Annotated in this window: 12 protein-coding genes and 2 pseudogenes; 7 read left to right on the top strand and 7 right to left on the bottom strand. The window is 72.5% G+C overall.

Annotation, left to right across the window (positions count from 1 at the left end):
- Nucleotides 1-42 precede the first annotated feature (42 nt).
- A pseudogene (locus VKA29_RS29775) lies at nucleotides 43-614 on the bottom strand (site-specific integrase); the annotation flags it as partial.
- On the opposite strand from VKA29_RS29775, the pseudogene VKA29_RS29770 reads away from it, so the two are divergent.
- The 4 genes and pseudogenes from VKA29_RS29770 to VKA29_RS29755 form a co-directional block, all read left to right on the top strand.
- Nucleotides 609-1,176: pseudogene (locus VKA29_RS29770) on the top strand (MBL fold metallo-hydrolase); the annotation flags it as partial. The pseudogenes VKA29_RS29775 and VKA29_RS29770 overlap by 6 nt on opposite strands.
- Complete coding sequence (locus tag VKA29_RS29765; protein ID WP_324789101.1) at nucleotides 1,173-2,939, top strand: serine/threonine-protein kinase; 1,767 nt, start codon at nucleotides 1,173-1,175, stop codon at nucleotides 2,937-2,939. The pseudogene VKA29_RS29770 and the gene VKA29_RS29765, both read left to right, overlap by 4 nt.
- Before the next feature lie 180 nt (nucleotides 2,940-3,119).
- Nucleotides 3,120-4,733: a succinic semialdehyde dehydrogenase gene (locus tag VKA29_RS29760; protein ID WP_324789100.1), complete on the top strand. Its 1,614-nt coding sequence runs from the start codon at nucleotides 3,120-3,122 to the stop codon at nucleotides 4,731-4,733.
- 93 nt (nucleotides 4,734-4,826) lie between these two features.
- Nucleotides 4,827-6,635 (top strand): GMC family oxidoreductase, encoded by a 1,809-nt coding sequence (locus VKA29_RS29755; protein ID WP_324789099.1) that lies wholly within the window; start codon nucleotides 4,827-4,829, stop codon nucleotides 6,633-6,635.
- 258 nt (nucleotides 6,636-6,893) lie between these two features.
- On the opposite strand, the gene VKA29_RS29750 is transcribed toward VKA29_RS29755, so the two are convergent.
- Both VKA29_RS29750 and VKA29_RS29745 read right to left on the bottom strand, forming a co-directional pair.
- Nucleotides 6,894-7,928, bottom strand: coding sequence for a cell wall protein (locus tag VKA29_RS29750; protein ID WP_324789098.1), 1,035 nt, complete (start codon nucleotides 7,926-7,928; stop codon nucleotides 6,894-6,896).
- Nucleotides 7,929-8,701: 773 nt separating this feature from the next.
- Nucleotides 8,702-9,016 carry a chorismate mutase gene (locus VKA29_RS29745; protein ID WP_324789255.1) on the bottom strand — a complete coding sequence of 105 codons (315 nt, stop codon included), beginning with the start codon at nucleotides 9,014-9,016 and terminating at the stop codon, nucleotides 8,702-8,704.
- Nucleotides 9,017-9,511: 495 nt separating this feature from the next.
- Between VKA29_RS29745 and guaA the strand changes: the two genes are divergently transcribed.
- Nucleotides 9,512-11,089: a glutamine-hydrolyzing GMP synthase gene (gene guaA / locus VKA29_RS29740; RefSeq protein WP_324789097.1), complete on the top strand. Its 1,578-nt coding sequence runs from the start codon at nucleotides 9,512-9,514 to the stop codon at nucleotides 11,087-11,089.
- 9 nt (nucleotides 11,090-11,098) lie between these two features.
- On the opposite strand, the gene VKA29_RS29735 is transcribed toward guaA, so the two are convergent.
- A complete protein-coding gene (locus VKA29_RS29735) occupies nucleotides 11,099-11,572 on the bottom strand; it encodes a pyridoxamine 5'-phosphate oxidase family protein (RefSeq protein WP_324789096.1) in 474 nt (157 codons plus the stop codon).
- A 222-nt stretch (nucleotides 11,573-11,794) separates the two neighbouring features.
- Between VKA29_RS29735 and VKA29_RS29730 the strand changes: the two genes are divergently transcribed.
- Nucleotides 11,795-12,598, top strand: a complete 804-nt coding sequence (locus VKA29_RS29730; protein WP_324789095.1) for a class II aldolase/adducin family protein — start codon at nucleotides 11,795-11,797, stop codon at nucleotides 12,596-12,598.
- 63 nt (nucleotides 12,599-12,661) lie between these two features.
- Here VKA29_RS29730 and VKA29_RS29725 read toward each other — a convergent pair whose 3' ends face one another.
- A complete protein-coding gene (locus VKA29_RS29725) occupies nucleotides 12,662-13,546 on the bottom strand; it encodes a DUF4429 domain-containing protein (RefSeq protein ID WP_324789094.1) in 885 nt (294 codons plus the stop codon).
- A 188-nt stretch (nucleotides 13,547-13,734) separates the two neighbouring features.
- On the opposite strand from VKA29_RS29725, the gene VKA29_RS29720 reads away from it, so the two are divergent.
- Nucleotides 13,735-15,024: a hypothetical protein gene (locus VKA29_RS29720; protein WP_324789093.1), complete on the top strand. Its 1,290-nt coding sequence runs from the start codon at nucleotides 13,735-13,737 to the stop codon at nucleotides 15,022-15,024.
- A gap of 566 nt (nucleotides 15,025-15,590) precedes the next feature.
- On the opposite strand, the gene VKA29_RS29715 is transcribed toward VKA29_RS29720, so the two are convergent.
- Both VKA29_RS29715 and VKA29_RS29710 read right to left on the bottom strand, forming a co-directional pair.
- Nucleotides 15,591-15,842 carry a hypothetical protein gene (locus tag VKA29_RS29715; protein WP_324789092.1) on the bottom strand — a complete coding sequence of 84 codons (252 nt, stop codon included), beginning with the start codon at nucleotides 15,840-15,842 and terminating at the stop codon, nucleotides 15,591-15,593.
- Complete coding sequence (locus VKA29_RS29710; RefSeq protein ID WP_324789091.1) at nucleotides 15,829-17,346, bottom strand: PspC domain-containing protein; 1,518 nt, start codon at nucleotides 17,344-17,346, stop codon at nucleotides 15,829-15,831. Before VKA29_RS29710 ends, VKA29_RS29715 begins: the two co-directional genes overlap by 14 nt.
- Nucleotides 17,347-17,462: the final 116 nt, after the last annotated feature.

The following is a 17,462-nucleotide window of genomic DNA, read 5'->3' as shown; positions in this document are numbered from 1 at the left end:
TGGGGCCATCAGTGCGGTTTGACGGCAGCGCTGACGGCAACGTCAGCGGACGGCTGCTGTGGCCGACGGGTCTTCAGGGGCGTTATTGGTCGCGCTGAGCGCGTCGTTGAGGGTGTCGATGGCCTGGCGTTGGAGGCGCAGCCGCACATGGGCGTAGATGCCGGCGGTGACGCCGATGTGGGCGTGGCCAAGCAGCTCCTTGATGACGACGAGGTCGACGCCTTGTTCCAGGAGCAGGGTCGCGGTCGAGTGCCGGAGATCGTGGAAGCGGATGGTCCGGAGTCCTGCGCTGTGGAGGAGGCGGCGAAAGCGGCGGGTGAGGTTGCCGGGGTCGAGCAGCTTGCCCTTCGGGGTGGTGAAGACGAGCCCGTTGTCCATCCAGCCCGTTCCGGCCGCCTGGCGCTCTTCCTCCTGCCGTTCCTGGTGGATCTTGAGGGAGCTGATGCGGTGGGAAGGGCGATGCGGCTTTCGGAAGCAAGCGTCTTGGTGTTCAGGACGGTCAGGCCCTGGCTGCGGGTGCGCTGGAGGGAGCGGTGGATGGTGGCGGTGCCGCCGTCGAGGTCGAGGTCTTCCCAGTGGAGGCCGAGGAGTTCGCCCTTACGGAGTCCGGCGCGAATACTCGTGACGCGGACGGCGAATGGGTGCCCACCTTCCCCGACGCCGTCTACCTCCTCTCGGCCACTGACGACCGCCACTTCGTGCCCCGACGGAGGGCACGGCGGCGGCGTCCGGGCCGACGACCGGCTGGTCTACGAGGACAGCGTCGCGCCCGTGCACAGGTCCGGGCAGGCCGTGCTGTGGGACGGGGAGCACCGTATCGACGACCACCTCGTCATGGAAGCCGTGCCCGGCCACACCCCCGGCTCGTCCGTTCTGCGCGTCGCCTCTCGCGGTGAACGGGCTCTCTTCGTAGGAGACTTGCTGCACAGCCCCGTCCCGGGCCCGCATCGCGAGTACAGCAGTTGCTTCTGCCTCGACCCCGGGCAGGCGGCCGCCAGCCGCCGGCGGGTGCTCGAACGGGCGCCGTACGGGATCGAGTTGGTGGTCCCCGCGCATTTCGGGGGTGCGGGTGCCGTGGAGGTTCGGCGGGACGGGGCGCGGCTTGGCCTCGGTTCGTGGGGTCGGGTGATGGCGCGTCGACAAGCCCGTGTTCCGCACGGTAGTCATGGGGCATGAGCGAAGGCGGCGAACGGGTGCGCGACGGACGGCTGATCGGTGGCCGCTACCGGCTGGCCGAGCGCATCGGCTCCGGCGGGATGGGCACCGTCTGGCGGGCCTACGACGAGCTCGTGCAGCGTGAAGTCGCCGTCAAGGAACCCCGGTTGCCCGGCGATCCGGAGGACGACGAGCACCGGCGCGCCGCCCACCGCCTCTACCGCGAGGCCCGCGCCGCCGCCCGCGTCGACCACCCCTCAGCCGTCGCGATCCACGACGTGGTCGCCGAGGAGGAGGACGGACTGCCGTGGATCGTCATGGAGTTGGTGCGGGGCGAGTCGCTGCAACAGAGGCTCGCGCGCGGCCCGGTCGAGGCGCGCGAGGCCGCCCGCATCGGGCTCGCCGTCCTCGGCGCGCTGCGCGCCGCGCATGCCGTCGGCATCGTGCACCGTGACGTCAAGCCCGCCAACGTGCTGCTCGGTCCCCGTGGCCGCGTCGTCCTGACCGACTTCGGCATCGCCCACGTCCAGGGCGAGGAATCCCTCACCGTCAGCGGGGAGTTCGTCGGCTCGCTGGAGTTCGTCGCGCCCGAGCGGATGTCGGGCCGGGGAGCCGGACCCGCGTCCGACCTGTGGTCCCTGGGCGTGCTGCTGTACGCGGCCGTCGAGGGCCGGTCCCCGTTCCGGCGTACGACGCCGGAGTCGACGCTGAGCGCGGTCTTAGCCGCCGACCCGCCCGAGCCGAAGCAGGCCGGCCCGCTCGGCCCGCTGATCACCCGGCTGCTGGCGAAGGAGGCCGAGCGACGGCCCGGCCCGGAGGAGACCGGCGCGGTGCTGGAGACGGTCGCCGAGGGCCGGCCGGTGCCGGTGATCGAGGAGGCGGAGGCGCAGGAAGGCGATGCGCTGGTGGAGTTCGGGGACGACCAGGGCACCGTACGGCTCGCACCCGCGCCCGGCGATCCGGCCGCCGGGGCATCCTCGGCCCCCGCTGCCCGGGCCTCCACTGCCCCGTCCAGCGTCAATCCGGCCACCGGCGCCCCGGCCACCGGCAGCCCGGCCACCGTCACCCCCGCCCATACAGTCGGGTCGGCCCCCGACTCCGCCCCCACCGCCACCGAAACCACCGCACCCCCCACACGATCCCTCCTCCGCCACCCCGCCCCCATGGCCCTGCTCGGCGCTCTCCTCGTCGGCGCCGCCTGGTTCGGCGTCTCCTTGCTCGGCGACTCCCACAGCGACGCGGTCACCGGGCACACCGCCACCTACCGTTCCGCTCCCGCGGCCGCGGAGGCGTCCGCGCCCGGGGAGACCCCGACGCCCGCCACCGGCGGCTGGGCCGGGCACCGGGAGGAGGGCATGGACGCCGTCCTTTACCTGCCGTCCGCCTACCGGGCGACCGCCCGGGACGGCGGCGGGAGCGGCTCGCCCCGGACGGTCGTGTACGCGGCGGGCGGCGCGATCCAGGTCCGCCTCGCCCAGTGGGACGAGGCGCCCGCCTCCCCGAAGGACCAGGCGGAGGAGGCGCACGCCGTCTGGGACTCCCGCTACCGGGACGCGCGCACCCGGTACACGTCCACCACCTTCCGCGGCGACGAGGCCGTACTCGTCGACACCACCTACGGTCTCGCCCACACGCCCACCCGGGTCATGGAACTGATCGTCCGCACCGGCGACGACCGGATGTACCGGCTGCGCGTGACCATGCCGAAGGGCACCGCGGCCGAGCAGGACGGGACGGCCCTCTTCAAGGGCGCGCGGGACCGTCTCGCCATCCGGAACGGCTGAACCACCCGTCCGGAAAGCCGGACCGCCCGTCCGGAAAAGGCTGGTCCGGTTCACCTCCGGTCCACACAACCCCTGATCAGGGCATTCGTTGCCAGTAGCCACTGGCGGCATGTGTGCAGTCGGTGAAGTCGCGTTACCGACGGGTACCCAAAGTTTCCGCAGCGGCATACCCTGCGCCTCATGACGGACGCGCAGGCCCCGGCCAAGACCGGCACGAATCCTCTCGCCCCCGCCCCCGAGGGCACCCGCACCGCCGCTCAGGTGGTCACCCCCGAGCTGGTCGCCCGGCTCACCAAGGGCGTGGCCGGCTCCGGGCGCACCGCGAACCACACGCCCTTCACCGGCGAGAAGCTGGCCGACCTGCCGGAGTCCACGCCCGAGGACGTGGCGGGGGCGTTCGAGGCGGCCCGCCGCGCCCAGGCCGTCTGGGAGCAGACCCCGGTACGGCAGCGTGCCGCGGTGCTGCTGCGCTTCCACGACCTCGTCCTCGAACGCCAGGCGGAGGTCCTCGACCTGATCCAGCTGGAGACCGGCAAGGCTCGTCTGCACGCCCACGAGGAGGTGCAGGCCGTCGCCGTCGCGTCCCGGCACTACGGCCGCAAGGCCCCCGCCTACCTCCGGCCCAAGCGGCACGCGGGCGCCATGCCCACGCTGACGAAGGTCACCGAGCTGCGCCACCCGCGCGGCGTCGTCGGCCAGATCGCCCCCTGGAACTACCCCCTGGAGCTGTCGGTCGGCGACGCGCTGCCCGCCTTCGCCGCGGGCAACGCGGTCGTGATGAAGCCGGACACGGAGACCTGCCTGACCGCCCTGTGGGCCCGGGACCTGCTCATCGAGGCCGGCCTGCCCGCCGAGGTCTTCCAGGTCGTCATCGGTGACGGCCCGGTCGTCGGCCCGGAGATCGTCCGGCACGCCGACTACGTCTCCTTCACCGGCTCCACCCGCACCGGCCGCGAGGTCGCCCAGGGTGCCGCCGCCCGCCTGGTCGGCGTCTCCCTCGAACTCGGCGGCAAGAACGCCATGCTGGTCCTGGAGGACGCCGACATCGAGAAGGCGGCCGCCGGCGCGGTCCGCGCCTGCTTCTCCTCCGCCGGGCAGCTGTGTATCTCCATCGAGCGGCTCTACGTCCACGAGTCGGTCGCGGACGCCTTCCTGGAGCGGTTCGCCGCCCGCACGAAGGCCATGCGACTCGGCAGGTCCCTCGCGTACGGCGCCGACATGGGCTCCCTGGTCGGCGAGCGGCAGCTGGAGACCGTCACCCGGCACGTCGAGGAGGCCGTCGCCAAGGGCGCGAAGGTCGTCGCGGGCGGGGTGGCCCGGCCGGACATCGGCCCGTACTTCTTCGAGCCGACCATCCTCGACGGCGTCACCGAGCCGATGTCGGTGTGCACGGAGGAGACCTTCGGCCCGGTCGTGTCGGTCTACCGCTTCCGCACCGAGGAGGAGGCGATCGAGCTCGCCAACGCCACGCCGTACGGCCTGAACTCCTCGGTGTGGACGAAGGACGGCCGGCGCGGCCGCCAGGTCGCCGCCCGGCTGCGCACCGGCACGGTGAACGTCAACGAGGGCTACGCCCCCGCCTACGGCAGCGTCCAGTCCCCGATGGGCGGCATGAAGGACTCCGGCCTCGGCCGCCGCCACGGCTCCGAGGGCATCCTCAAGTACACGGAGGCCCAGACGGTCGCCCAGCAGCGCCTGCTGCCCATGGCGCCGTCGCTGGGCATGGACGACGAGAAGTACGCGGCATTCATGAGCAGGAGCCTCAGGCTGATGAAGGCGTTCCGCTTCCGCTAGGGAGCCTCTCGGGGGCCCTTGTCCGAGGGCCCCCGGACAGCACCCGTTCGCAAGTTCTCGACACTTCCCGGCAGTTCTCGACGAGGAGAGCACGTGTCACAGGAGACCTCCGTCCGCACGCAGGACGACGACGCTGCGTACGACTATGACGTCATCGTCGTCGGATCGGGGTTCGGCGGCAGCGTCACCGCCCTCCGCCTGACAGAGAAGGGCTACCGCGTCGGCGTACTGGAGGCCGGCCGCCGCTTCACCCGCGAGGCGCTGCCCAAGAACTCCTGGGATCTGAAGAACTACCTCTGGGCCCCGAAGCTCGGCATGTACGGCATCCAGCGCATCCACCTGCTGGGCAACGTCATGGTGCTGGCCGGGGCGGGCGTCGGCGGCGGCTCCCTCAACTATGCCAACACGCTCTACGTGCCCCCGAAGCCCTTCTTCGAGGACCCGCAGTGGCGCTCCATCACCGACTGGCAGGAGGAGCTGAAGCCGTACTACGACCAGGCCCGGCGCATGCTCGGCGTCCGGCTCAACCCGACCATGACCCCGTCCGACGTGCACCTGAAGGCGGCGGCCGAGCGGATGGGCTACGGCGACACCTTCCACATGGCGCCGGTCGGGGTGTTCTTCGGCGACGGCGAGGACGCGGACGGGAAGGCGAAAGCCAAGCCGGGCGCGCGGGTGCCCGACCCCTACTTCGGCGGCGTGGGCCCGGAGCGCACCGCCTGCACCGAGTGCGGCGAGTGCATGACCGGCTGCCGGCACGGCGCGAAGAACACCCTCAACGAGAACTACCTGTTCCTCGCCGAGAAGGCGGGCGCGGTCGTGCACCCGATGACGACGGTGGTGTCCGTCACGGACGACTCGCGGGGCGGCTACGCCGTCGCCACCCTGCCCACGGACGACCGCAAGAAGGGCCGCGGCCGCACCTTCCGGGCCCGCCAGGTCGTCCTCGCCGCCGGCACCTACGGCACCCAGACCCTGCTGCACCGCATGAAGGCGACCGGCCGGCTGCCCCGGATCTCCGACAAGCTGGGCGAGCTGACCCGCACCAACTCCGAGGCGCTGGTCGGTGCGCAGACCGACAGCCGGCGCTACCGCAAGTTGACGGGCCGGCCCAAGGTCGACTTCACCCGCGGAGTCGCCATCACGTCCTCGGTCCACCCGGACGAGAACACCCACATCGAGCCGGTCCGCTACGGCAAGGGCTCCAACTCGATGGGCAGCCTGTCGGTCCTCCAGGTGCCGTACGCGGAGGGCTCCTCCAGGGTGCTGGCCTGGCTGGGCAACGCCGCCCGCCACCCGATGCTGGTGCTGCGCTCGCTGTCCAACCGGCGCTGGTCGGAGCGGACCATCATCGGCCTGGTGATGCAGTCGCTGGACAACTCCCTGACGACGTACCTGAAGCCGGGCGGCGTCGGCAAGGGCCTGCTGACGGCACGTCAGGGTCACGGCGCCCCCAACCCCTTGCAGATCAAGGCAGCCTCGGAGGGTGCATCGGCGATCGCGGCGGAGATCAACGGCTTCCCCGGCAGCAACGTCGGTGAGCTGATGGGCACGCCGCTGACCGCCCACTTCCTCGGCGGCTGCGCGATCGGCGCCTCGCCCGAGACAGGCGTCATCGACCCCTACCACCGCCTCTACGGCCACCCCGGCATCTCCGTCGTCGACGGTGCCGCGGTCTCCGCCAACCTGGGCGTGAACCCGTCCCTCACCATCACCGCCCAGGCCGAGCGCGCCATGTCGTTCTGGCCCAACAAGGGCGAGCCGGACCGGCGCCCGCGGCAGGGGGCGGCGTACGAGCGGCTGAAGCCGGTGGAGCCGAAGGCGCCGGCGGTCCCGGCGGAGGCGTTCGCGGCGCTGCGGCTGCCGTTCCTCGGGGTGCCGACGGTGCCGCCGAAGAAGTAGCCGGAGGGCCGGAGGGCCGGAGCGCCGGAGGGCCGGAGCGCCGGAGGGCGGAAGGGCCGAAGGGCGAAAGGGCTCAACGGGCCACCGGCCGACTCATCGACCGGCTCACCCGTCGATCAGCCGACTCATCGACTGGTCGACCTGTCGACCGGCTCACCCGTCGACCTGTCGACGGACATGGAGAAGGACCCGTGCCCCCCTCCGAGCACAGGTCCTTCTCCTGTCTTGTGTCGCGCTCCGGCTTGCGCCGCGCGCTGGTTACGCGGCGCCGGCCCCGTTCCTGCGCCGGCGGGCCGCGACCACCACGCCCGCGCCGAGGAGCACCGCGACGCCGCTCATGAGGCCGACCGTCGGCAGCACGGAGTTCGCCCCGGTGTCGGCGAGGTTGCCGGTCGGCAGGTCACTGACGTCGCCCTGCGGCTTCTTCACCGAGTCCTTGCCGCCGTTGTCGCTCGGGGTGGCGGTACCCGGGTCGGGGTTGGCCGATCCCGCCTTCAGCACGGTGAAGTCGTACTGCGCCCAGCCCTCGGCGATGCAGTCCTGTCCGCCGACGTTGTCGAGGTAGGCGCCGGAGCCGAAGGAGTAGGCGTCCCCGGCCGGGGCCTTGGCGTCGATGCCGACGCGCAGGTCGAGCGTGCGGCTGGCGCCGGACTTGAGTTCGTCGACGTAGAAGAAGTAGTCGCCGGCCCAGTTCTCGTCGCCGATCCGGTCCCAGGAGCCGGTCTCGGGGTTCTTGAACTCCAGGTCGACGTACGGGCTCAGGTACTTCGACTCGTCCAGCTCGTAGTTCTCCACCTCGGCGTAGAAGGCGACGCCGTCGACGGTGGTCTTCGACTCGTTGGTGACGACCAGTTCGAAGGAGTGGAAGCCGTCGCCCGCCACGATCTTGCCCGGCAGGCCCTTGATGTCCGCGGACACCTTCGCGCCGCTGTAGCCGGAGTCGACGTCCTCGCAGAACGGGACGTCCGGGTCGGTCGGGTCCTCGCTCGGCTCGGCGGACCCGGAGGGCTCGGGCTCGCCCGACTGGCTCGCGGAGGCGCTGGCGGAGGCGCTGGCGGACGCCGACGAGGACGTGGAATCGCTCGGCGAGGGGGCCGTGTCGGACGGCAGGCCGGTGTCGGACGGGGTCGCGGACGCCGTGTCGCTCGGGGTCTCGGACGGCGAGGCGGACGCGCTCTCGCTGGAGACTGCCAAGGGCGTGTCCTCCGCGAGCGCGACAGGCGCGGACAGCAGTGCTAACGGCGCGATGGCGGCGGTCGCGGCCGCGACCGCCATGGCACGGCGAAGCTTCATGAAAACCTCAGGGGAGTCCGGTGTGGAGGGCTCCGCGTGTGGGGCGCGGGGATGTGGCCCTTGGTTCTGCACGTTGGATCGGTGGCACCTGCGAATGGTTGTCTTCGTATTCACGGGTTTCTTATGTGACCTGAATCACATGCCGGGTGGGGGTGTACGTCCCGCGGCGCGGACGGCACGCGAAGGGACCATCGAGGGGCGGGAGGGGCGCGCGAAGGGCCCCGCGGGGCGGGGCGGGTACACGAAGGGCCCCGCGGAACCGGCCGCGGGGCCCTTCGTCGTCAGCACCGGCGTCAGGGCAGCGCCGGTGCCTCGGGGCGGCGCCGGGGGATTGCGCCGCTTGCTCTCCATGCGCCCCGGGTCGCCGCCCCGGCGCGTCCTGGGCGCACGGGTGGTGTCGACCTCTGGCGATGCGTCAGCGCAGAGCAAGGCGGTTGGCCGAGGCGGGAATTGGGCTTGCCTGCATCCTGCTCGCCGGGTGCGTCCCCCGCAACCGTTTCACCCGGAGTTGTGTGTTTTCGCAGGTTCCGCCGGTCGGCTCCGGGCGTCCCCGGAGCCGACCGTTCTCAGGAGTGACCGGGCTGCTGTCCCCTGCCGTCCGGTCACGAATCCGGAGCGAGGTCCCACGACGCACGGCACGATCCGCACGTCTCATCGCTCCGGCGAGCCACGCGTGGTTCTTTCGGGCCCGCCCCTGGCTGGCACGGACACCACCACCAACGACGCCGCCCGCGAGACGGTCACGCGCCGGACGGGTGAGAGCAGGGGCGAACTCAGATGCGACCGCGGCACAGTTCGAGGAGCGTCATGGCCAGGGAGGTGCCCGGCTTGCCCAGCGCCTCCCGGTAGTGGCCGAGGACCTCCATCTCCCGGGAGAGGTTCACGCGCCGCCCGCCGGAGGTGATCCGGGCTTCCTGGATGACCGCCGAGACGGCCATGCGTTCCTGGATCAGGCCGATGATCCTGTCGTCGAGCGCGTCGATGCGCTCACGGGCGCCGGTGATCACGTCGGCGGCCTCGGGGGTGCGGGCGCCGGTCAGGTCGGCGGGGGTGGGACCGGTGGGTGTGGGGGCGGTGGGTGTGGGGATCGTGCGGGCGGCCGTGCCGTCGGTGGTCGTGCCCGGGGTGGTCCCGCCGGGGACGGGGGCGCCGGGGGTGCTCGTGCCGGTGGTGGTGGTTCCGGTGGTGCTGGGGGTGGTCGTGCCGGTGGCGGTCATGTCGGGGGCTCCTCGTCGTGAGGGTGGGGTGCCCCGGAGCGGCAGGGCCCGGAAACGCCAGACGCCCCGGACCTTGTCGGCCCGGGGCGCCTGGGAAGTCGCTTGTCAGTTGCTCAAGCAGCACGACCATGGCAGCCGGCGGGCCGGTTGCCATAGGTAAAGACGAAGGTCGGGTGCGTGAGCATGGGGCCAGTATGCCGGGCGGGGCGCCGGCGTCCAAGACGGTTCGCATGCTGAGACCGGGCTGTCCCGGATGGGGTGCCGGGCTCGTGCCGGATGGGGTGCCGGGCTCGTCCCGGAAGGGGCGCCGCGGGGCCCGGTAGACTCGGACCCACACACACCTCGCTCACCGCCGGAAGGCAACCCGTGTCATCAGCGACCCCAGCCGCCGCCCCCGACACCGTTCTGGTCGTCGACTTCGGCGCGCAGTACGCCCAGCTCATCGCCCGTCGAGTCCGCGAGGCGCGGGTCTACAGCGAGATCGTGCCGAGCACCATGCCGGTGGCGGAGATGCTCGCGAAGAACCCGGCGGCGATCATCCTCTCCGGCGGCCCCTCGTCCGTGTACGAGGAGGGCGCCCCCCGCCTGGACCGCGCGATCTTCGACTCCGGCGTCCCGGTCTTCGGCATGTGCTACGGCTTCCAGCTGATGGCACAGGCGCTCGGCGGCACCGTGGACAACACCGGCGCCCGCGAGTACGGCCGGACCGACCTGCACGTCTCCAAGCCGTCGTCCACCCTGTTCGAGGGCACGCCGGCCGAGCAGCACGTGTGGATGTCGCACGGCGACGCCTGCTCCGCCGCGCCCGAGGGCTTCACCGTCACGGCGTCCACCGACGTCGTCCCGGTCGCGGCCTTCGAGAACGACGAGAAGAAGCTGTACGGCGTCCAGTACCACCCCGAGGTCATGCACTCCACGCACGGCCAGCAGGTGCTGGAGCACTTCCTCTACCGCGGCGCGGGCCTGAGCCCGGACTGGACCACCGGCAACGTCATCGAGGAGCAGGTCGCCGCCATCCGCGAGCTCGTCGGCGACAAGCGCGCGATCTGCGGCCTGTCCGGCGGCGTCGACTCCGCGGTGGCCGCCGCGCTCGTCCAGAAGGCCATCGGCTCCCAGCTGACCTGCGTGTACGTCGACCACGGCCTGATGCGCAAGGGCGAGACCGAGCAGGTCGAGAAGGACTTCGTCGCCGCGACCGGCGTCCAGCTGAAGGTCGTCGACGCCGAGGAGCGCTTCCTCACCGCGCTCAAGGGGGTCTCCGACCCCGAGGAGAAGCGGAAGATCATCGGACGGGAGTTCATCCGCGTCTTCGAGCAGGCGCAGGCCGAGATCATCGCGGACGAGGGTCCCGCGGTCGAGTTCCTGGTCCAGGGCACGCTCTACCCGGACGTGGTCGAGTCCGGCGGCGGCACCGGCACCGCCAACATCAAGTCCCACCACAACGTCGGCGGCCTCCCCGAGGACCTCGAGTTCAAGCTCGTGGAGCCGCTGCGCAAGCTGTTCAAGGACGAGGTCCGGATGGTCGGCCAGGAGCTGGGCCTGCCGGAGGAGATCGTCCAGCGGCAGCCGTTCCCCGGCCCCGGCCTCGGTATCCGGATCGTCGGCGAGGTCACCAAGGAGCGGCTGGACCTCCTGCGCGAGGCCGACGCCATCGCCCGCGAGGAACTGACCGCGGCCGGCCTCGACCGGGACATCTGGCAGTGCCCGGTGGTGCTGCTCGCGGACGTCCGCAGCGTCGGCGTGCAGGGCGACGGCCGCACCTACGGCCACCCGATCGTCCTGCGGCCCGTCTCCTCCGAGGACGCCATGACCGCCGACTGGTCGCGACTGCCGTACGACGTCCTCGCGAAGATCTCCACCCGGATCACCAACGAGGTCAAGGACGTCAACCGCGTCGTCCTCGACGTGACCTCGAAGCCGCCGGGCACCATCGAGTGGGAGTGACCTCCCCGGTCAGGTCCGTCTGAGGGTGCGCACCGGCCCTCCGGGCTTCCAGGCTTCGACGACCAGGTACGTGTCGGCCTCGACGTAGGTCCGCACGACCTCCGTCAGCTCGGTGCGGAAGAGGTGGAACGGCTCAGGCGGTTCCACCTCTTTCACGTACGCCGCCTTCGCCGCCGGATCGTCCACCTCGATCGCGCGGCCGCCGATCCGCACGTCACCGCCGCCCATCGACGTACCCTCGCCCGGGTTCGCCTGGAGCGCGAAGCGCGGGTCGCGGCGCAGGTCGAGCGCCTTGAGCGAGTCCGGCATCATGCCGAACCACAGCTCGCCGTGCAGGAAGCGCACCTCCAGGCCGGTGGTACGCGGGGACCCGTCCCTGCGCAGGGTGGCCAGGACGTGGTGGGTGAAGGCTCCGAAGCGCTCCTCGACCAGGGAGGCGAGCGTGGGTTCGGCGGCGCTGAAGGCGCCCCAGTTCGCTGTCATACGGCGAGTCTGACGCCGATACCCGACACCTTCTGTCTGCTTTTCCGGTGGTGCGTCTGGTGGTGCGTCTGGTGGTGCGTCCGACGGCGCGGCGCCGGTCGTGGGCCAGACCCGCGGAGCCCTGGAACAGTTGAGCGCTCATCTTTACAGAACATCTCTGTTCTCCTGGGCTGACCGAGGGTAACTTCCAGCCCCATACCGCACCCCAGTGCTGGAGGACACATGCACGGGACGCCCGCGCCCACTCCGCCCCCCGCCCTCCCGACCGGCCGGCTGCAGTTCGCCATGCCGCCCATGCACGAATCGGTCGAGGACGAGCGCCGTCACCGCAAGGAACGGCTCGCGGGCGCGCTGCGGATCTTCGGGCGGCTCGGATTCGAGGACGGGGTCTCAGGCCACATCACCGCCCGCGACCCCGAGTACAGCACCTGCTTCTGGGTCAACCCGTTCGGGATCCCGTTCAAGCACGTGACGGTGAGCGACCTGGTGCTCGCCAACTCGGACGGCCAGGTGATCGAGGGCCGTTACCACGTCAACCAGGCCGCGTTCACCGTCCACGCTCAGGTCCACGCCGCCCGCCCCGACGTCGTGGCCGTGGCGCACTGCCACTCGGTGGGCGGCCGGGCCCTGTCCGCGCTCGGCGACCTGCTGGACCCCATCACCCAGGAAAGCTGCGCCTTCTACGAGGACCATGCCCTCTACGACGCCTACACCGGCGTCGCCGTCGACGCGGAGGAGGGCCGGCGCATCGCCACCGCGCTCGGCTCGCGCAAGGCGCTCGTGCTGCGCAACCACGGCCTGCTGACCGTCGGCGACTCGGTGGACGCGGCGGCCTGGTGGTTCGTGTCCATGGAACGCTCCTGCCAGGTGCAGCTGGCGGCGAAGGCGGCCGGCCGGCCACTCCTCATCGATCACAAACTGGCCGCGGCGACCCGCGAACAGCTCGGCGGCGACCTGGTGGCGTGGATCAACTACCAGCCGATGTGGCAGGACATCAGCCGCAGCGAACCCGATCTGCTGACCTGAACCCGGCCTGCTGAGCCGACAGGTGCGGGCATGGCGGGCCGGTGCGGGGATGGCGGGCCGGTCCTAGAAACCGCGCAGCACCGCGGCCTTCGTCATCGCGAACTCCTCGTCCGTCAGCACCCCGTCCCGGTGCAGTTCGCCCAGCTCCCGCAGCCTGCGCAGGAGAACGTCGTGATGGTCGGCCGCCGCCGGGACGGCGACGGTGAGCTGCGGCCGGTCGGCGTGGTCCAATCCCGTGCGGATGGACGGATGCGGCAGCCGCGCGGTCACCGCGGTGGCGACCAGCGCGGTCAGCAGATCGCGGCGGGCACTGCCCCACAGGTCCAGCGCGTACGGATCCTTCTCCGGCGGCAGCTTCGAGAAGACCGTCTCGCGGGTCACGAACCGCAGGAAGCCGTCCTCGTAACCGGAGTTGGGCAGCCACTCCACCTGCACCAGGTCGCCCATGCCGATGATCCGCGGGCCGGTCGCCCGCTTGACCCGGTCGGAGGTGTCGGACCAGTCGATCCGCACCTGGGCGCCGTCGAAGGAGACGGTGCCGTCGGAGGAACGGACCGAGACCGGCACCGGCGGTCCGGGCAGCAGATACGCCTCCGTCGGCTCCTTGGGGATCTGGTCCAGCAGCAGCGCGTGACGGATCTCCTCGGCGACGTACTCGGCCACCCCGCCGCGGTCGGCGTCCACCAGCAGCCGGTAGGGGTCGGCCGGCTCGGGCAGTCTGCCGCCGGTCGCCTGCAGCAACGGGTCGGCCCCCTCACGCAGCCGCATCCGCAGCCGCCCGCGCTTCCGCTCCGGCTCGAAGACGACTCCCGAAACGGCTTCCAGGGGCACGGTGATCTCCCCGTACGTCTGCCGGAACAGGGGTACCGAGCGGTGCAGGCCCGGCGTGATCCTGACCGTGGTGCCGTCGAAGGCCCAGGTCCCGTCCCGCTGGATGATCTCGGCCATAGGGAAATTCTCGCAGCCGGGTCAACACGGCCGCCCGCGCGTCACCCCGCGCTCACCGGACCTGCCGGATGCGGGACGTGTCACATAGGGCACAATGCGCTTTCATCACACCGGAGTCGAAGGACGGCGGCCCCCTGCCGAAGAGGGGCCGCCGGTCGTCGGGCACGTGGGGAAGGCGGGCGTCGGGCGTGGCGGTGCAGGAGGCGAGGGGCGGCGCGGGCGCGGGCGCCCGCGGAGGCGCCCACGGGGGCGGCTGCACATGCGGGGACTGCCCGCACGGGGCACGGGAGGGACATCGGCGGGCCGTCGCCGCGTTCCTGCTCCAGCGCGACGAGTTCGCCGCCGGGCAGGGGCTGCCCGCCGCGGTCGCCCACTCGGCCTCGGCCTCCCGCCAGTGGGTCTCGGAGGAACTCGCCCAGTCCGCGGGACTCGTCGCCGAGCGCGGCCGCGCCGAGGGCGAGGCATGGCTGGCACGGCTGTGGCGGCGGACGGTGTGCGTGGTGTGGGCGTTGGTGTTCCTCCTGCTCCTGGGCCAGTCCCTCACCGCGATCGGCCCCGGCTGGACGTCGGCCCGGACGGCCGGTCTGCTGTCCGCGCTGCTGGTGGCCGGTGCGCTCACGGCCGCGTCGTGGTTCCACCGCGCGCGGGGCGGTGCGCTGGCCCCGGTCATCGGCGAGGACAACCGGCTGTCCACCTCCCGCACGGTCGCGGCGGCGTGGGTGCTCTTCGTCGCCTACGCCGTGCTGGTGCTGGCGGGGCGTCTCGCCGCGGCCTCCGAGCACACGGAACGCGACGCGCTGATCTCGGGGCTGGACCTCGCCCGTGGGGCCGGTGTGGTGACCGTCCTCGCGGTGGTGTGCGGAATCGCCGTGCTGGTGCGGCGGGTGGTCGGGCTGCGGGTTCTCGGACAACGGCTGCAGAAGGTACGAGCCGACCGGCCCAGGGCGGCCGACCTGCTGACGGACGACGCCGGCCGGGGGACGTTCGCCGACATCCAGTACGTCGTGATCAGCGCGGTCGCCCTGCTGTTCGGCGTGGTCCGGCTGGCGCGGCGGCCGGACCAGCTGCCGGACCTGCCCTGGGGGCTCGGAGTGGTGGTGCTGGTGTCGGCGGCGACGTACGTGGCCGGGAAGTACGCCGAGGGAGGCCGGCCGGTCATCCTCTCCGTGGTGCGCGCCCGGGAGGCCGGCGACCTCGACGCGCCGATCCGGACCGGCGACGACATCGAGATCCGCGGTGCCGGTTTCGTCCCGCCGGGCGCCGGGGCCGCCGACCGGCTGGCGCGAATGGTCGTGCGCGTCGGCGCGGTGCACGTCCATGTGCCGCTGGTCCCCGTCACCGGCGGTTTCAGCAACCCGACGGACGCCGTCCTGACGGTGCCGGTACCGGCGGACGTGGAGCCCGGGCGGGTGGAGGTCCAGGTCGTCACCGCGGCGGGCGTGGAGACCAACCGGTACACCATCGAGGTGACCGACTGACCAGCGGACCAGCGGCCGGACCGACCGGCTGACCGGCCGAGGGCAGGACCGACCGGCTGACCGGCCGACCGGCTGACCGGCCGACCGGCTGACCGGCCGAGGGCAGGACCGACCGGCTGACCGGCCGACCGCTGACCGGCTGCTGGGACGACCCGTCGGCAGGCGGGCGGCGCCGGACTGGAGGGCGTCGGCTTGGCGGGCGCCGGACTGGCGGACGACGTACCAGCGGTGACGGGGCCTGGCAGACGACGGCCGGGTGGACGACGGGCAGGTGGCGACGCCTGGCAGGTGACGGCCGGGTGGACGACGGGCAGGTGGCGACGCCTGGCAGGTGACGGCCGGATGGACGACGGCCGGGTGGCGTCGGCCCGATGGTGACGGCGGCTGGCTGGAGCCGCCACCCGGTACGCCGCGCGGCGACGACGGTGGGCGGAGGGGGACCGGTAGTCACCTGCTCGGATCCGACGGCGTCCGGATCCGGGGACGGCGTCCGGGGCGGATATCCGGGTCCGACCGCGCCGCGCTCGGACCCGGCCGGGCTGCGCTCGGATCCGACCGTGTCCGGGTCAGACCTTGGCGTCCGGCCGCGCCCCCGCCCCCGAGCCCTCGCGCTTGCGCCCCGCTCTGCGGCGCCCGCGCACGGACCGGGCCAGCAGCCCCACCGCACCGGCCAGGAACAGGCCTCCCGTAACGACCGGGATCGCCACGAACCACGGTGCCTCCCAGGCGCCGCCGGCGTCCCCGGCGTAGATGACGCCCGCGACGGCGAGGAACAGACCGGCGACCAGCTTCCCGGGCTGGAACTCATGACGCAGCACGGCTGACCTCCGCCTGTCCCAGGCCGACCTGGAGATCCAGGTCCAGCGTGCCGGTGTTCTTGCCACCCGTCGTCGGCGACAGGGTCACGTCCTGGTGCTTGCCCGGCTCCACGTCCACGTCCTTCTGACCGTCACCCGGCAACTGGATGTCGCCCACGCCCACGTCGATGCTCAGCCGCACGGTCATGTCCTGCGGCACGATCACCTTGAGCCGGCCCATGCCGACTTCGGCGTTCATGCTGACCGTCTGTCCCTTGGCCACGTGCAGCCGGGTCAGGTCCAGGGTGCCGACGCCGCTGCCGAGCTCGTACGTCGGCCGTACACCTGCCACCGCGGTCGGCTGCCAGGTGGTGCGCGTCCAGTGCGTGCCGATGTCGCCGGGCAGGGCGGCCGATCCGGTGAGCAGCCCCGCCGTGATCACCGCCAGCAGGACCGAGCCGGCGCCGGTGCGCCCCAGGAAGGCGCTGATCGCTATGCCCAGGCCGAAGACGACGAGCGCGCAGGACAGGCCGGCCTGCAGGCTGGTGCCGAGAGGATGGTCGTCCCACGTCAGGCGGGTGCCCAGGCCCCCCGCGAGCAGGGCGAGCAGGAAGACCCAGCCGCCTGTCCAGCGCGGCCCGCGCGCCCGGGGCGGTGCCGGGGGGCGCGGGGTGCGTATGTCCGCGCGGTTGTGCCAGTAGTTGCCCAGGCCGATGTTGACCGCCGCAGCGATGTCCCGGTCGGGGGAGTCCTGGGGCCCCCAGAGATATCCGGTGCCGCCCACATGCGTGCCGTCCTTGACGATGGGATCCCGCCACCAGGAGGGGTACGCGGCGGGAACCGGCGGCGCCTTGGCCTCCGGCGGCGCGTCGGCGACGGCCTGGGCGGCCAGCGGGTCCGGGTCGGGGGTGTCGCGCTGCCGCGACCAGAACCCGGCGCCCGCGAGGAGGAGGGAGAGGACGACGGCGAAGGCCAGTATGCCGCCGTTCTTCAGCATCGACAGGAACACGCCGCAGCCGACCAGTGCGAACAGCACGGCCGCCAGCGCCGCCCCGTCGACGCGGCCGGTCAGCAGCTTGCGGACCTCGTTCTCGTCCTCGTTCTCGTACGGGACGAACAGCCACGCGAAGCCGTAGAAGATCAGGCCGATGCCACCGGTCGCGGAGAGCACCACGAGCGTGATCCGGAATATCACCGGATCCATGTCGCACTGCCGTCCGAGCCCGGCGCACACCCCGCCGAGCATCTTGTACTGCCGGTCCCGCCGGAGCGGCATGGACGCCGGGTGCCCCTCCCTTTCCGGGCCCGCGCCCGCCCGCGCGCCCGCACCCGGGGCCGTGTGGCCGCCCGTGTGGCCGCCCGCACCGGTGGGGGAGGCGGACCCGGGACCCGAGAGCCCGGTCCCCGCGCTCGCCGTGGACGCGGCGTCCGCGGCGGGCGCGGCATCCTGCGGCCCGGCACCCGGAGCGGGGCGCGGGCCGGGGCCGGGTCCCGGACCCGTCGCGGCGCGCTCGTGTTCTGTCATGGCTCCATGGTGACGGGCGGGCCGCCGTCGCGGCAGTCGGAACGACCCTGGCCGGACCCTGAAATCGCCCCTGACCCGAAGCCCGGGACACGTTCGACGGACCGGGCGGGCGAAGA

Origin of the sequence: Streptomyces sp. H51, assembly GCF_035656535.1 — a bacterium.
GTDB lineage: Bacteria > Actinomycetota > Actinomycetes > Streptomycetales > Streptomycetaceae > Streptomyces.
The sequence above is the reverse complement of the archived record's forward strand: the minus strand, read 5'-3'. Positions and strand labels throughout refer to the sequence as shown.

Coding starts and splice junctions, on each gene's coding strand:
- VKA29_RS29765 (WP_324789101.1), top strand. CDS start 1,173: ATGAGCGAAGGCGGCGAACGGGTGCGCGACGGACGGCTGATCGGTGGC.
- VKA29_RS29760 (WP_324789100.1), top strand. CDS start 3,120: ATGACGGACGCGCAGGCCCCGGCCAAGACCGGCACGAATCCTCTCGCC.
- VKA29_RS29750 (WP_324789098.1), bottom strand. CDS start 7,928: ATGAAGCTTCGCCGTGCCATGGCGGTCGCGGCCGCGACCGCCGCCATC.
- VKA29_RS29735 (WP_324789096.1), bottom strand. CDS start 11,572: ATGACAGCGAACTGGGGCGCCTTCAGCGCCGCCGAACCCACGCTCGCC.
- VKA29_RS29730 (WP_324789095.1), top strand. CDS start 11,795: ATGCACGGGACGCCCGCGCCCACTCCGCCCCCCGCCCTCCCGACCGGC.
- VKA29_RS29725 (WP_324789094.1), bottom strand. CDS start 13,546: ATGGCCGAGATCATCCAGCGGGACGGGACCTGGGCCTTCGACGGCACC.
- VKA29_RS29710 (WP_324789091.1), bottom strand. CDS start 17,346: ATGACAGAACACGAGCGCGCCGCGACGGGTCCGGGACCCGGCCCCGGC.